General features: G+C 72.8%; 15 protein-coding genes. 5 read left to right on the top strand and 10 right to left on the bottom strand.

Annotated elements, in window-relative coordinates; all coding sequences use genetic code 11:
* The first annotated feature begins 143 nt into the window (after positions 1-143).
* Both ACFWJX_RS29620 and ACFWJX_RS29625 read left to right on the top strand, forming a co-directional pair.
* Positions 144-1,004, top strand: coding sequence for a phosphatidylinositol-specific phospholipase C/glycerophosphodiester phosphodiesterase family protein (locus tag ACFWJX_RS29620; protein WP_383249124.1), 861 nt, complete (start codon positions 144-146; stop codon positions 1,002-1,004).
* Between the two features lie 145 nt (positions 1,005-1,149).
* On the top strand, positions 1,150-1,344 hold the full coding sequence (locus tag ACFWJX_RS29625; protein WP_383249126.1) for a hypothetical protein: 195 nt from the start codon (positions 1,150-1,152) through the stop codon (positions 1,342-1,344).
* Positions 1,345-1,388: 44 nt separating this feature from the next.
* On the opposite strand, the gene ACFWJX_RS29630 is transcribed toward ACFWJX_RS29625, so the two are convergent.
* The 3 genes from ACFWJX_RS29630 to ACFWJX_RS29640 form a co-directional block, all read right to left on the bottom strand.
* Positions 1,389-2,618, bottom strand: coding sequence for a phosphodiester glycosidase family protein (locus ACFWJX_RS29630; RefSeq protein WP_383249128.1), 1,230 nt, complete (start codon positions 2,616-2,618; stop codon positions 1,389-1,391).
* A gap of 152 nt (positions 2,619-2,770) precedes the next feature.
* A complete protein-coding gene (locus ACFWJX_RS29635) occupies positions 2,771-3,313 on the bottom strand; it encodes a GNAT family N-acetyltransferase (RefSeq protein WP_383249130.1) in 543 nt (180 codons plus the stop codon).
* A 79-nt stretch (positions 3,314-3,392) separates the two neighbouring features.
* Entirely contained in the window at positions 3,393-4,109 is a 717-nt protein-coding gene (locus ACFWJX_RS29640) for a TioE family transcriptional regulator (RefSeq protein WP_383249132.1), read from the bottom strand.
* Positions 4,110-4,167: 58 nt separating this feature from the next.
* On the opposite strand from ACFWJX_RS29640, the gene ACFWJX_RS29645 reads away from it, so the two are divergent.
* Positions 4,168-5,370, top strand: a complete 1,203-nt coding sequence (locus tag ACFWJX_RS29645) for an erythromycin esterase family protein (protein ID WP_383249134.1) — start codon at positions 4,168-4,170, stop codon at positions 5,368-5,370.
* A 19-nt stretch (positions 5,371-5,389) separates the two neighbouring features.
* Here ACFWJX_RS29645 and ACFWJX_RS29650 read toward each other — a convergent pair whose 3' ends face one another.
* The gene (locus tag ACFWJX_RS29650) at positions 5,390-5,965 is read right to left on the bottom strand and encodes a Dps family protein (protein ID WP_383249136.1); all 576 of its coding nucleotides are present in this window, start codon (positions 5,963-5,965) and stop codon (positions 5,390-5,392) included.
* A gap of 244 nt (positions 5,966-6,209) precedes the next feature.
* On the opposite strand from ACFWJX_RS29650, the gene ACFWJX_RS29655 reads away from it, so the two are divergent.
* Entirely contained in the window at positions 6,210-7,568 is a 1,359-nt protein-coding gene (locus tag ACFWJX_RS29655) for a dihydrolipoyl dehydrogenase family protein (RefSeq protein ID WP_383249138.1), read from the top strand.
* A gap of 10 nt (positions 7,569-7,578) precedes the next feature.
* On the opposite strand, the gene ACFWJX_RS29660 is transcribed toward ACFWJX_RS29655, so the two are convergent.
* Positions 7,579-8,028, bottom strand: a complete 450-nt coding sequence (locus ACFWJX_RS29660; protein WP_383249139.1) for a carboxymuconolactone decarboxylase family protein — start codon at positions 8,026-8,028, stop codon at positions 7,579-7,581.
* 301 nt (positions 8,029-8,329) lie between these two features.
* Here ACFWJX_RS29660 and ligA point away from each other — a divergent pair, with 301 nt between their 5' ends.
* A complete protein-coding gene (gene ligA, locus ACFWJX_RS29665; RefSeq protein WP_383249141.1) occupies positions 8,330-10,435 on the top strand; it encodes an NAD-dependent DNA ligase LigA in 2,106 nt (701 codons plus the stop codon).
* Between the two features lie 49 nt (positions 10,436-10,484).
* Here the strand turns inward: ligA and ACFWJX_RS29670 are convergent, their stop codons facing one another.
* The 5 genes from ACFWJX_RS29670 to ACFWJX_RS29690 all read right to left on the bottom strand — a co-directional run bounded on the left by ACFWJX_RS29670 (position 10,485) and on the right by ACFWJX_RS29690 (position 14,435).
* A complete protein-coding gene (locus tag ACFWJX_RS29670) occupies positions 10,485-12,086 on the bottom strand; it encodes a polyamine aminopropyltransferase (RefSeq protein WP_383249143.1) in 1,602 nt (533 codons plus the stop codon).
* Positions 12,087-12,097: 11 nt separating this feature from the next.
* On the bottom strand, positions 12,098-12,538 hold the full coding sequence (locus tag ACFWJX_RS29675) for a DUF350 domain-containing protein (RefSeq protein WP_383249145.1): 441 nt from the start codon (positions 12,536-12,538) through the stop codon (positions 12,098-12,100).
* Positions 12,539-12,607: 69 nt separating this feature from the next.
* Positions 12,608-13,009, bottom strand: a complete 402-nt coding sequence (locus ACFWJX_RS29680) for a DUF4247 domain-containing protein (protein ID WP_383249147.1) — start codon at positions 13,007-13,009, stop codon at positions 12,608-12,610.
* Positions 13,006-13,512, bottom strand: coding sequence for a DUF2617 family protein (locus ACFWJX_RS29685; RefSeq protein ID WP_383249148.1), 507 nt, complete (start codon positions 13,510-13,512; stop codon positions 13,006-13,008). The genes ACFWJX_RS29680 and ACFWJX_RS29685 overlap by 4 nt, the downstream gene beginning before the upstream one ends.
* 305 nt (positions 13,513-13,817) lie before the next feature.
* Positions 13,818-14,435 carry a DUF6629 family protein gene (locus ACFWJX_RS29690; protein WP_383249150.1) on the bottom strand — a complete coding sequence of 206 codons (618 nt, stop codon included), beginning with the start codon at positions 14,433-14,435 and terminating at the stop codon, positions 13,818-13,820.
* Positions 14,436-14,524: the final 89 nt, after the last annotated feature.

Here is a 14,524-nt window from a genome sequence, read left to right on the forward strand (position 1 = left end):
GGGGCGGGCTTTTCCGTGCGCTCGCGCGGAAGGAGTGAACACCCGGCGGCAGTCCGGCCAACTACTGGCATGCACAGGTTCATCGCGGCCCGGCCGGACTCATACTCCCTGTGGTTCACACCCGTCCCACAGGGAGGCAGAGCATGGCCCTCATCACCCGCCGCAGAGCCCTCACCACGGTCGGCGCCGCCCTCACGGCAGTGCTCGCGTCGCCCGCCGGCAGCGCCTTCGCCGACGAACAGAAGCACCGTCCGCACCCGTTGTGGCACGCCCACGCCCACAACGACTACGAGCATCCCCGCCCCCTGCTCGACGCCCTCGGCCACCGCTTCGGCAGCGTCGAGGCCGACATCTTCCTCGTCGACGGCCAACTGCTCGTCGCCCACGACCCGGTGGACCTCGACCCGGCCCGCACCCTCGAATCCCTCTACCTCGCCCCGCTCGCCGCCCGCGTCAGGGCCAACGGCGGTAACGTCTACCGGCATTCGCGCACCCCGCTGCAACTGCTGATCGACATCAAGACCGAGGGCTCCTCCACGTACCTCGAACTCGACCGTCAACTGCGCCGCTACAAGCATCTGTTCACCACCTACGACCACGGCCGGGTGCGCCGCGGACCGGTCACCGCCGTCATCTCCGGCGACCGAGCGGCCCGGGTGCCGATGACGGCACAGACCGTCCGCCGCGCCTTCTACGACGGCCGCCTCGCCGACCTCGGCAGCACCGACGTCTCCTTCGCCTCGCTGATCAGCGACAACTGGGCGCTCAACTTCACCTGGCTGGGCGTCGGCGCCTTCCCGGAGGCGGAACGGCAGAAGCTGCGCGCCATCGTCCGGGCCGCGCACGACCGCGGACAGAAGGTGCGCTTCTGGGCCACGCCCGACCTGGCGGGCCCCGCCCGGGACGCACTGTGGGGCGAACTGCTCGACGCCGGTGTCGACTACCTCAACACCGACGACCTGGCCGGCCTGGAGGCCTTCCTGGACGCCCGCGGGACGGCGTAACCGCGACCGATCGCCCAGGCCGCTCTCCCCGGCCGAATCCGGGAACCACTCGTTCGGCGGACAGGTCAGCCGCACGGACGAAGCCTCCGCTACGCCACACTTGCGGCCGAATGCCGCGAAAGCGGACGTGGCGGAGGAGGTTGACGTGGCCGTTTCCATTTCCGTGGTGCTGTTGCTGCTGATCCTGGCGGTGATCTTCCTGCGCAACGGCGGGCTCAAGGTCTCGCACGCGTTGGTCTGCCTGCTGCTCGGCTTCTTCCTGGCGGGCACGAGCATGGCCCCCACCATCCACAGCGGCCTCACGGCGACCGCCGACATCGTCAGCAGCCTGCGTCCGTGAGGCCCTGCGGGCTCATCGGCTGAACGGCCCCCTGCGGGCAGGGTTCACTGTGTGAACACGCCGATGCCGTTCGGCACGGCGCGTTCCGTCCCGTCGGAGGGGTGGTTGCGCACCGACACCCTGGCCGCGCCCGGCGCGCGCGCCACCAGGGTCGAGGAACCGCCGCCGTCCAGGCTGAAGCCCTCGGTCGCACCGAGGCTCTTGAGGGTGGCCGCGACCTCGGCGATCGTCAGTCCCTTGCGGTACGCGGGCGCGCCGTCGACCGCGAACAGCAGGACGCGCTGTCCGCCGTTCGCGATGCCCACCGCGGTGCGCACCGCCGAGGTCCGCGTGTCCAGGCCCGGCAGCGGCTTCCCGCCGGTGAGCACCGGATAGCCGCCGAGGGCGAAGCGGTAGGCGCGCTGCGAGGCGGCCGTCAGGCCGTACCGCACCGACACCCGTTGCCCCTTGACCAGCGTCCGCAGGCGCTGCGCGCCCGCCTCCCGGCCGACGAGCACCGTCGTGCCCGCCGCGACGGCGCCGCTGCCCGGCGTGGCCGACGCCGACACCACCCGGCCCTGCCTCACCGTCACCTCGTAGGTGCTGGTGCTGCACGGCGCGGCCCGTTCGGTGTCGGTGCCGCAGGTGGCCCGCGCCCGCGAGACGCTGCCCCAGTCGGACGTGTACGCGCCGATGGAGTTCTCCGCCAGCGCGTACTGGTTGAGCCCGCGCAGCGGCAGCCGCCGGCCGAAGGTGGTGACCGTGCCGGTCAGGGCCAGGCTGTCCAGCCGGGCCCGCCCGTCACCGCTCACCCCGAGCACGTCGTCGGTGTCCGTGCCCGGCGGCAGTTCGGGGCCGAACCGCTGCCCCGTCGGGACGGCGGCCTTGAGCACCCTGCCGTTCGCGATCGCCGGACCCACGCTCGCCCCGGTCGCGGCGACGCCCGGATGCTGCGTCTCGGTGATGTTGAAGAAGTCCCCGTTGATGCCGGCGACGGCCTTCTGGGCGGTGGCCTGCTGGGTGATGGTCGCGCGGGACGCGACCTTCCCCGGATGCAGCAGGCCCAGCCGTACGCGGGTGTTGGCCAGGTCGACGCTGAGCACGTGCACGTGCGTCACGCCCGCCCCCGCCGTCAGGTCGTACTGCCGGTACACCACGCCGGCCGCGATGGTGGTCCCCGTCGCCGCGCCGGCCGGTGCCGCCCCCGTCAGGGCCGAACCGGCCAGCGTGCCGAGTGCCGTCAGCAGCGTCAGCGACGCTCTGCGCGTGCGGGACCGTCTTTGACTCGGTGTCACATACCCCCCTGTCTCGTGTGGGCGGCAACTTTCTCACGCAGGTGGGGGAGGGCTGCGGCGGGGTGGGCGTGAACGCCACAAGAACGGGTGAGGAAAGGCGCGAATCCGGGTGTCTTCCCGTCATCCCGGCCCGTACGGGGCCCGGTTCCGTGCTAGTCGGTCGGCTCCGCCGACAGCGGCGCGGCGAAGCAGCGCAGGGGAACCACCTGGTCGGGACCCCATCGCTGGTTCACGAGGCCCAGGTCCTGCCAGCCGAGCCGGGCGTAGAAGGCCGCGGCCGGGTCGGCAGCCACCACATCCAGCACCGGGTGCAGCCCGCGCGACCGGGCCTCCCCGACGGCCCGCTCCATGAGGGCCGCTCCGCCGCCGAGTCCGCGTGCCTCGGGCGCCAAGAACAGCCGGTTGACGCAGACCGACGGCGTTCCGCCGCCGCGCGTCGCCCACAACTCCGGTGCGGGATCGCCCTCCTCGCCCCGGCACAGCGCCGCGTGTCCGACGATCCGTCCGTCCCGTTCGGCCACCCAGGCCGTCAGGAGGGTCGGCGGGGTGAGCCAGTCGGCGGGCTCGGCGGGCCAGTTGACCGGGTAGCCGCTGTGCGCGTGCACCAGCGCGAGAGCGCCCACACAGGCGTCCAGGTCGGCCGGCACCCGGAGCCGGACGGAGAGGGCCGGGGATGCGGCGGAGTCGGAGGTCACCGCCGTATGCAAGCACGGCGCCGCGCCACGGAGCCACGGGATTGCGGGCGACGCGACGGAGCGAGCGGCTGCCGGCGGCTCATCCCCGAGCGCGGAGGTACCCCTCCAGCTCGGCGGCCCCGGTCAGCATCACCCGGCCGCGGGCGGACAGCCGGGCACGCCAGTCGGTCAGCGCGGCCTCCAGCGGCTGAAGTCCGCCGGCCGACCGCACCTGGGCGATCAGCGGGGCGATCTGCTCCGGCAGATAGCCGCCGCGCCGGAGTTGGTGGGCCAGCCGGGCGTCCCGTACGTCGGCCTCGTCGAAGACGCGGTACCCGGTCCGCGGGTCGCGGCGGGGGCGCACCAGCCCGGCGCGCTCCCACTTGCGGAGGGTGGCCGGGCGGACGCCGAGCTGGTGCGCCAGCGGCCCGATGAAGGTGCCGGACGGTGTGGACGGCGCGGTGTCGGGTTCCAGGTCGCGGAGGGCGTTCTCCACGGCTCGCAGCGTCCGCCGGTCCTCCAGGAGCTGGGCGTGGCTCTCGTCGACGAGGCGGAACGCCTCGTCGGCCGCGCCCTCGTTCACCGCCCGCATGATCGACGCCGCCGCCCGGTGGCCGTGGCCGGGCACCAGGGCGAGGAAGGCGCTCAGGGCCCGCGCGTGCAGCGGCGTATAGGTGCGGTAGCCGTACGGGGTGCGTCCGGCGGCCGGGAGGATGCCGGCCTCCTCGTAGTTCCTGACGGCCTGGGTGGACAGACCGTGCGCGCGAGCCAGGTCGACCGGCCGGAGCCGCTCACCGCTTTGAAGGTTCCGCCCCATGGTCCTGCCGATATCGCGGGAAAGTTTCCACCGAAGGTTCAAAGATACCGTTGAAGCCATGGTTACCGACATCAAGGACACCGTGCGTGCTGTCGAGGCCGCGGCTGTCAGGGAGCTGCTCCCGGCCCTGCCCCGGCTGCTCGCCCTGGGCGAGCCCACCCACGGCGAGGACACGCTCCTCGACCTCCGCAACGACCTCTTCCGGCAGCTCGTCGAGCAGGAGGGCTACCGGACGATCGCCGTCGAGAGCGACTGTCTGGCGGGCCTGCTCGTGGACGACCACGTCACCTCGGGCACGGGCGCCCTCGACGAGGTAATGGAGCGCGGGTTCAGCCACGGCTGGGGCACCTCCGCGGCCAACCGCGAACTCGTGCGCTGGATGCGCGCCCACAACGAAGGCAGGCCCGCGTCCGAGCAGGTCCGCTTCGCCGGCTTCGACGGCCCCCTGGAGATCGCCGCCGCCGCGAGCCCCCGGCAGTCCCTCACCGCCCTGCACGGCCATGTCGCGGCCCGGGTGGACCCGGACCTGCTGCCCTGTACCGCGGAGACACTCGACCGCCTGCTCGGCGCCGACGACCGGTGGACCGAGCCCGCCGCGATGACGGACCCGGCGCGGTCGGTGGGGAGGTCGGCGCAGGCCAGGGAACTGCGGCTGCTCGCCGACGACTTGGTGGCACTGTCCGACATGCAGACACCGCACCTGATCGCGGCGGACTCCCGGGACGAACGGGACCGGGCGCGCCTGTACGGGCGTACGGCCACCGGCCTGCTGCGCTACCACTACTGGATGGCCGACCCCTCACCGAGCCGCCTGAACCGGCTGGTCGGCCTGCGGGACCTGATGATGGCCGGCAACCTCCTCGCCCTCGTCGAACGGGGCCCGGTGCTGGTCCACGCCCACAACTCCCATCTCCAGCGGGAGAGGAGTTCGATGCGGATGGGCGGGATGCCGCTGGAGTGGTGGAGCGCGGGCGCGATCGTGAGCGCCCATCTGGGCCGCGAGTACGCCTTCCTGGCCACGGCCCTCGGCACGATCCGGCACCAGGGGGTGGACACCCCGCCGCCGGACACCGTCGAAGGACTCCTGTACGCGCTCCCGCAGGACCGCTGCCTCGTCGACGCCGCCAGGCTGGACGACGCCCTCGGCGACCCGCTCCCCGCGCCCCGCGTCTCAACCTGGTTCGGCTACGCCCCGCTCGACCCGGCCCACCTGGCGGACAGCGACGGGATCGTGTTCGTCAAGGACGTCCCGCGCCGCTAGCCGGTGCCGCGACCGGGGTTCAGGACCGGACGAGCGGCGTGTCCACCAGGTGCTCGGCGAGGAACCAGGCCTGGAGTTCGCCGGTGCGGATCACCTGGGAGACCAGAAGGTCGTTGGTGCCGTCGTCGCCCAGCTCGCCGGTGCGGGAGGCCGCGTCATGGGCGTCGGTCAGGATCGTCTCGTGGGCCGCCAGCAGCCGCGACAGCATCGCCGGGACCTCCTCCACGCCGTCCGGGGGACGCGGGATCGAGGTGATCTCCGCGACGTGCCGGGTGTCGCCCAGCGCGACCCCGCCGAGGGTCTGCACCCGCTCGGCGAGGGTGTCCACGAGGGCCAGCTGTTCGTCCGCGTGCTTGTCCAGCAGCAGATGCAGCTGGTAGAAGGTCGCGCCGCGCAGCAGCCAGTGGTGCTTCTTGTAGAGGCCGTAGAGGATCTGCGTGTCCGCGAGGATCCTGTTCAGACGCTGGCAGGAGTACATGCGCGCGTCGTGGGCCAGGCCCAGCGGGAACTGCTTGACGGTCCCGAACTCCTGGATGACCTCGCCCTTCTGGTGCAGCCACGGCTGACTGCTCAGGGGGTGGGAATCGGTGCTCACGGGTGCCTCCTGCGGTGCGGTGCCGAACGTACGAGCCGACGCTAGGCCGGCCGGCGGCGCGCGAGTTGTCCGTCGGCGCACGCGCCCGCGTCCCTGAGCGCACCGGGTCGTCGGCGGTGGACGGCCGTGCGCTGTCGGGCCGGGGTCCGTGCGCTCAGGGGCACGGCGGGTGCCGTCGGCGGCCCTAGCGTCGGCGGCCCGCGGCCGGTACGACGGCCGTACGCACGAAGGAGAGGGCGCGGGCATGAACGAGCAGGTGGACGTGGTCGTCGTAGGCCTGGGACCCGGCGGCGAGCAGGTCGCGGGCACGGTCGCCGAGGCGGGGCTCGAGGTCGTCGGCGTCGAGGCGGAACTCGTCGGCGGGGAGTGCCCGTACTGGGGCTGTGTGCCGAGCAAGATGATGATCCGGGCCGCCAACGCGCTGGCCGAGGCGCGGCGCGCCCCCGCCCTGGCGGGGGCGGTGTCGGTGGTCCCGGACTGGACGAAGGTCGCCGACCGCATCCGCCGCGAGGCCACCGACGACTGGAACGACCAGGTCGCCGCGGACCGGCTGGAGGGCAAGGGCGGCCGGCTGGTCCGGGGGGTGGGGCGGCTCGCGGGCCCGCGTCGGGTGACGGTCGGCGACCGTACCTTCGAGGCCCGCCGCGGTGTCGTGCTCGCGACGGGCGGCCGGCCCCGGATCCCTCCGGTGGAGGGTCTGGCCGGCACGCCGTACTGGACCAACCGGGACGCGATGGCCGCCAAGGAGCTGCCCGCGTCGATGATCGTCCTCGGCGGGGGCGCCATCGGGGCCGAACTCGCCCAGGTCTTCGCCCGGTTCAGCTGCCGCGTCACCGTCGTCGAGGGGCAGGAGCGGCTGCTGTCCCAGGAGGAGCCGGAGGCCGGTGAGCTGGCCGCCGAGGCGCTGCGGGCCGACGGAGTGACGGTCCTGACCGGCGTACGGACGCGTCAAGTGACGTACGACGGGCGGGAGTTCGGGGTCGACGTCGGCGCCGGTGAGCCGCTGCGGGCCGAGCGGCTGCTCGTCGCCACCGGGCGGTACGCCGACCTCGGCGCGCTCGGCGTGGACACGGTCGGGCTCGATCCGGCGGCCCGCGCGGTGCCGACGGACGGGCGGATGCGGGCGGCGGACGGGCTGTGGGCGGTCGGCGACATCACCGGCCGCGGGGCCTTCACCCATGTCTCCATGTACCAGGCGCAGATCGCCGTCCGGGACATCCTGGGCCACCCGGGCCCCGAGGCGGACTACCGCGCGCTGCCCCGTGTGACGTTCACCGACCCGGAGATCGCGGCCGTGGGCCTGACCGAGCGGCAGGCGCGGGAGCGGGGACTGCGGGTCCGTACGTCCCTGGTACCGCTGTCCGCCTCCACCCGCGGGTGGATCCACGGCCCCGGCGGCGAAGGCTTCCTCAAGCTGGTCGAGGACGCCGACCGGGGTGTCCTGGTCGGCGCGACCTCGGCGGGGCCGGCCGGCGGGGAGCTGCTGTACGGCCTGAACGTCGCCGTGCACGCCGAGGTGCCGGTGGCCACGCTCCAGCACATGATCTACACGTACCCCACGTTCCACCGCGCCGTGGAACCGGCACTGGCGGCCCTGCGCTGACCCCTCCCTGTCAGCGCACGGGGTGCCTGCTCATGACGGACACCCGGTTGAAGGCGTTGATGGTGACCGCCACCCAGATCACCGCCGAGATCTGGTCCTCGGTGAGGGCCTCCCGGGCGTCGGCGTACGCGGCCTCCTGCGCGGCGGCGTCGGCCGGGAAGGTGGTCGCCTCCGCCAGCGCCAGGGCGGCGCGCTCCAGTGGGCTGAACAGTCCGGTGTCCCGCCACGCGGCGAGCACGCCGAGCCGCCGGGGCGAGTCGCCTGCGCGCAGGGCGGCCTTGGTGTGCAGGTCGAGGCAGAACGCGCAGCCGTTGAGCTGCGAGACCCGTAGATTGACCAGTTCGACGACGGTGCGCTCCAGGCCCGCCTCGGCGGCGGTCGTGCGCACGGCCTCGGAGGTCTGGAGGAGTGCGTGGTAGGCCTTGGGGCTCTGCTTGTCGATGAAGATCCGTCGAGTCATAGTTGAATATAAAACATTCTTGGGAGGGTCGGGGATGGACCGGGCGAGAGGTGGCGCACAGTGAGCAAGGACGAGGTTCTCACCCCCGCCTGACGTGCCGCCGGGCGGCCCCCGGGTGCGGGTGGGGGCGGCAGCCCGGTGGCGGTGCGGCCACGTCGGGCGGGTCACCGCATCCGTCACCGCGTCGGCGCCACCCTCTCCCGCCTCCGGTGCGAGATCGTCCCGCGCACCCTCCAGGACCGACCGCCACCCCGGCCTCGCCCGAAGGGCGTTGTCAGTGGTGGGAGGCAGGATGGCGGGTATGACGACACCTGCCGCACAGATCGTGGATGCCGCCGCCTACGCGCAGGCGGTCGAGGACGCCGTGAGGGCGTCCGCCGCCTATTACACCGGGGGCACCTCGGCGCTGGACGACGACGCCTACGACCGCCTGGTGCGGGGTATCGCCGCCTGGGAGGCCACCCATCCCGAGCAGGTGCTGCCCGACTCGCCGACCGGCAAGGTGGCCGGCGGTGCCGTGGAGGGCGACGTCCCGCACACGGTCGCGATGCTCAGCCTGGACAACGTGTTCTCGCCGGAGGAGTTCACCGCCTGGGCCGCGTCACTGGCCCGGCGCGTCGGCCACGAGGCGGAGCGGTACAGCGTCGAGCCGAAGCTGGACGGCCTGGCGATCGCGGCCCGCTACACCCGGGGCCGTCTGACCCGGCTGATCACGCGGGGCGACGGGACGGCCGGCGAGGACGTCACGCACGCCGCCGGCACCGTCGAGGGCCTGCCCGAGCAGCTGACCGAGCCGGTCACGGTGGAGGTGCGCGGCGAAGTCCTCATGACGACCGCCCAGTTCGAGCACGCCAACGAGGTCCGCACCGCGCACGGCGGCCAGCCGTTCGCCAACCCGCGCAACGCCGCCGCGGGCACCCTGCGCGCCAAGGACCGCGCCTACACCGTGCCGATGACCTTCTTCGGCTACGGCCTGCTGCCCCTCGCCGACACCGGGGCGGGCCTCGCCGCCGCCCTCGGCGAGGCCGCCCACAGCGACCTGATGGCCCGCGCAGCGGTGCTCGGCGTGAACACGACCGCCACGACCGCCGTGCCCGGCGTCACCGCGGACACCGTGGGGGACGTCCTGGCCCGGGTGCGGGAGATCGCCGGACTCCGCCCCGAGCTGCCGTTCGGCATCGACGGGATCGTCGTCAAGGCCGATCTTGCCGCCGACCAGCAGGCCGCCGGATCGGGCTCCAGAGCACCACGCTGGGCGATCGCCTACAAGCTGCCGGCCGTGGAGAAGATCACCCGCCTCCTGGCGGTGGAGTGGAACGTGGGCCGTACCGGCATCATCGCGCCCCGCGCCGTCCTCGCCCCGGTGGAGATCGACGGCTCCACCATCACCTACGCCACCCTCCACAACCCGGCCGACATCACCCGCCGCGACCTGCGCCTGGGCGACCACGTCATGGTCCACCGGGCCGGGGACGTCATCCCCCGCATCGAGGCCCCGGTCGCCCACCTGCGCACCGGCGAGGAACAGCCGATCGTCTTCCCCGAGGTCTGCCCGCGCTGCGGATCGGCCATCGACGCCAGCGAGCAGCGCTGGCGCTGTGAGAGCGGCCGCAACTGCCACCTCGTCGCCTCCCTCTCCTACGCCGCGGGCCGCGATCAGCTCGACATCGAGGGCCTCGGCCACACCCGCGTCGTGCAGCTCGTCGAGGCGGGTCTGGTCGCCGATCTCGCCGACCTGTTCACCCTGACCCGCGAGCAGCTCCTCGGCCTGGACCGGATGGGCGAGACCAGCACCGACAACCTCCTCGCCGCGCTCGACACGGCCAAGGGCCGGCCGTTGGCGAGGGTGCTGTGCGCGCTCGGCGTGCGCGGCACGGGCCGCTCCATGTCCCGCCGTATCGCCCGCCACTTCGCCACCATGGACCATCTGCGCGCGGCCGACGCGGAAGCGGTCCAGCGGGTGGACGGCATCGGCACCGAGAAGGCCCCGTCCATCGTCGCGGAACTGGCCGAACTCGCACCGCTCATCGACAAGCTGGCCGCGGCCGGCGTCAACATGACCGAGCCCGGCGCCACTCCTGTCGCCCCTGTGGCCGAGGAGACCGACGGCACCACCGAACCCGCCGAGGCCACCGGATCAACCGCGCCGGCCGGCGGGCCGCTGGCCGGGATGACGGTGGTGGTCACCGGCGCGATGACGGGCCCACTGGAGAAGCTCAGCCGCAACGAGATGAACGAACTCGTCGAGCGCGCGGGCGGCCGCTCCTCCTCCAGCGTCTCCAAGAAGACCAGCCTGGTCGTCGCCGGGGAGGGCGCCGGCTCCAAGCGCGCCAAGGCGGAGACCCTCGGCGTGCGCCTGGCCACCCCCGACGAGTTCGCCGTCCTCGTCGCCGACCTCATCGGCTGACCGCGACCGCCCCGGCGGAGCCGGGCTCACCCGGCTCTGTCCGGCGGGTTCAGTAGTTCTTCCACTCGTCGAGCACGTACTCCAGCACGGTCGGCTCCATCAGCGTGCTCGGCCGTACGTCCTCGCGGCGGCGGTCGACGGGGAACACCGTGGCCGCCTGTAGGACCGAGTCGTCCAGGTAGCGCAGGCGCGGGGCGTCCTTGGCCAGGCTCAGCGGCGGGGCAGTGGTGCCGCCGCGGGTGGCCAGCACGAAGCCCCAGTTGCCGAAGCTCGGCACGTCGACCTGGAACTCGGTGGTCGTGTACCCGGCCGCCTCGACGGTCGCGGCGATCGACCAGAACGTCTTCGGCGCGAAGAACGGCGACCCGCTCTGCACCACGACCTGGCTCCGCGGCGTCAGGACGTGGCCGAGCAGGGTGTAGAACTCCACCGAGTACAGCTTGGCCAACGCGGCCGTGTCCGGGTCCGGGAAGTCGATGATCACCGCATCGTACCGCTGCCGGGCGGTGCGCAGCCAGTTGAAGGCGTCGGCGTTGACCACCTGGACCCTCGGGTCGGCGAACGCCCCGTCGTTCAGCTTGCGCAGCGGCTCGAAGTCACGGGCGAGCTTGGTCATCGCCGGGTCCAGCTCGACGAGCGTCACCCGCCGCACGTCGTCGTACCGCAGGACCTCGCGCAGGGCGAGCCCGTCACCGCCGCCCAGGATCAGCACCTCGCCGCGTCGTCCGGACAGCGCGGGGTGGACGAGCGACTCGTGGTAGCGGTACTCGTCGACGGAGCTGAACTGGAGGTCGCCGTTGAGGAAGAGGCGCGTGTCGTCACCGCCGGTGAAGGCGGTGGAGCGGGTGACGACGATGTCCTGGTAGGGCGTCGTCTCGGCGTGCACGATCGGGTCCTGGTACATCTGCTGGCGCGCGGTGACCTCCAGGTCGTCCGCGAGCACGTACGCCGTACCGAGCACGGCCAGTACGGCCGTCGCGCCGGAGAGGAGGCCGACCTGGACGAAACGCCGGGTCTGCCTGCGGAAGATGAACAGGACCACGACGACGCCGGCCACCGCGTTGACCGCCCCGACCACCAGCGCGCCCCGCAGCTGTCCGAACGTCGGCAGGAGCAGCAGCGGGAAGCACAGCCCGCCGACCAGCGCCCCGATGTAGTCGACGGCGAACATGTCGGCGACGGCACTGCCCGCCTCCTGCCGCCGGATCCGTTGCAGCAGCGTCATCAGCAGCGGGATCTCGGCCCCGATCAGGAGACCGACCACCAGCGTGATCACGATCATCGCCGGGGTGTAGAGCTGGAGCCAGGCGAACGCGGCGTACAGCACCAGCACGGACAGCCCGCCGACCAGCGCGAGTACGCCCTCGACGACGGCGAAGGCGCCGACCGCGCGGCGGCGCAGCGGTTTGGCGGCGAGCGAGCCGAGCCCCATCGCGAAGACCATCACGGAGATGACCACGGAGGTCTGGAGGACGGAGTTGCCGATCAGGTAGCTGCCCAGTGCGGTGAGCGCCAGCTCGTAGACGAGGCCGCAGGCGGCACAGAGGAAGACGGCGAGCAGCAGGAGGAAGCGCGCCCCCCGGGTGTGCCGGACGGCCGGGGGGCGGGAGGGTGCCGCGGTGTCGCGGCCCCGGAGTGCGGTGGTGCTCACGGGTGCGGTGCTTATGACAGTGCCGCGCCGACCATGAAGGCGGTGCCGAGGTACATCCCGGCCTGCACCCAGGCGGCCGGGTGCGGACGGCCGTCGCTGCTGTCGTCGAGGGCGACCGCGCCCATCTGGCCCGGCGTGAGGTGCCCGATCACGATGCCGACCAGCGTCATCACCAGCACTCCGGCGAGCCCGTAGAGAAGCGTGCTCATCAGGCCGTAGCCGAGGCCCTCTTCGGACTCGCTGGCCCGGATGGCCTCCATGATGACGAGGCCGACGGCGATCGACTGACTGCCCAGCAGAACGGCCGCGCCGCGGTTGCGGTCCACCCAGACCACGTGGAACAGCTTGCCGGGCGTGACGAGGTCGAGGGCGATGAAGCCGACGGCCATCACGGCGACGCCCACCACTCCGTAGAGCAGGGCCTGGCCCGTCGACTCGAAGATCTCGGTCACTGTGTTGCCTTTCTTGACGGCGTCGTCAGGGTCTGGTGGTGAGTCACACGTGGGGCAGGTCCGCCGGTGTCACTTGCCTTCGCCGGGGCCGCCGCCGCGGAAGCTGTCGCTGTCCGGGTTGGGCCAGTACGTGAGGTGCCGGCTGTGCCGGTGATAGCCGTTGCGGTAGTCCTCGATCTCGATCCGGCTGCCGCTCCGGTACGGCGACACCGTGACCATGTCGTCGCCGTAGCGCAGGAACTCCATGCTCTCGCCGGACGAGCGGTCGAGCGCCTGACGGTGGCCGTGGATGGCGTCGGCGACCTGGGTCGGGGACTTGCTCGGGACGACCCAGTCCGCGCCGCTCTCGGTGTACTTGTCGCGGATCCAGCCGCGCGGTACCCCGTCCTTGCCGTCGGAGGAGCAGGCGGTGAGCAGGGCCACGGCCAGCACGGCCGCCACCGTCGCGCGGACGAGTCGGGCGCTCTTCATCGGGCCTCCAGCCGTGTGTACGTCGATACGATCTGGCCGTGCTGCGGATAGGTGTGCCAGGTGCGCCAGACCAGCCCGCCGGAGCCGCCGCGGACGCCGTGCGGTCCGTCGGCGGCCTCGACGAGGACGGCCGTCAGCGCGTCCGGTGAACCGGGGAAGATCCCGCACAGGCTGTCGGGGTTCGCGGCGACCTCACGGCGGATCCCCGCCACCCGGTCGCTGAAGCTCGCGGGGTCCAGTCGCCGGGTGTCGGCCGTGAAGTCGTAGTTCCAGCCCGGCAGTTGGCGGGTGAACGTCCCGGGCAGACCCTTCACGGAGCCCAGCAGACACGCCACGGTCTCCCGTACGGGGCCGGCGAAGACCTGGTGCGAGGCGCCGAGCAGCCGCAGGCGTACGTCGAGCCCGCCCACGGTCGTCTCGTGCTCGGCCAGGGCCGGCCGCTCGTCCAGGTCCAGGGAGAAGCAGAGCTGGTCCGCGTCCGTGTCCAGATAGGGAGCGTCCAAGGCTATGGCGTGCAGGTGGATCCCCCCGGTCAGATCTTGCTATAAGCGGCGCCGAGTATGGCACATGTGGCGCAGGGGGTTTGACCAGCGGGGGCAGGAACGATCGACTCCGATCCCCGGCGCTGCCCGCCGAAGCGCCTGCGGGGCCCTACCCTACGCGGTCCGGCGCGAGGCCTGATCGCCTCACTGGGAGGCGGAGTTCGAGCAGGCGGCAGGGGCTGCCCGGAGTTTCCCGTCGTCGCCCGAAGAGGCAGCCGGGAGACTCCGGACAGGCCCTACGCGGCTCGGGGCGGCCGGAGCCGTGCTCACCGAGGGGCAGGCCGGGCGCGGACCCAGCCGAGCAGCAGCACCGAGCACACCGCCGCGAACGCACACCAGGTGGACACGAACTCCAGCCGCCACAGCGCCCAGCAGACCAGCGCGCCCCCGGCGACGAAGACGCCCAGCGTCAGCAGCCGCCGGTCGCCGGACAGCAACAAGGAGCCCACCGTGGCCAGGAGGTAGCCCGCGATGAGGAGAACGGGGTGGGACAGGTCGGTCACGTAGCCGATCGTGTGTCCCCGGATCTCAGCGGTGACCGGGCCGACGGCCAGCCCGTACGCGAGCCCCGCGGCCGTCACGACACCGACCGCGAGAACGGCGCCCAGCCGACGCCGGGCGTGCGGCGGGGCGGCGCACCACACTCCCGCGGGCACCCACACCGCCAGCAACGGCAGCGCGATGACGGCCCAGACGACGGTGGCGGGCCCGCCGCCACCGCCCGCGTCCCAGACCATCGCCTCGACGATCTGATGGGCGCCGAGCAGGAGCGGCAGCGCGGCGAGCGGCAGGTCCCGCACGCCACGCACCCGCGTGACACAGACCAGTCCGACGGCGGTGACACCGGCGCCCGCCACCAGATCGGCCGTCGCACTCCAACACATCGCGCCACCATCGAGTCGACCGTCGTGAGCCTCAGCCCCGCTGTGCGGGCCACGCTACGTCGGGTCCGGCCGAGGTCGCGGATGACGGC

It is taken from the genome of Streptomyces sp. NPDC058335, from assembly GCF_042723915.1.
Classification (GTDB): Bacteria; Actinomycetota; Actinomycetes; order Streptomycetales; family Streptomycetaceae; genus Streptomyces.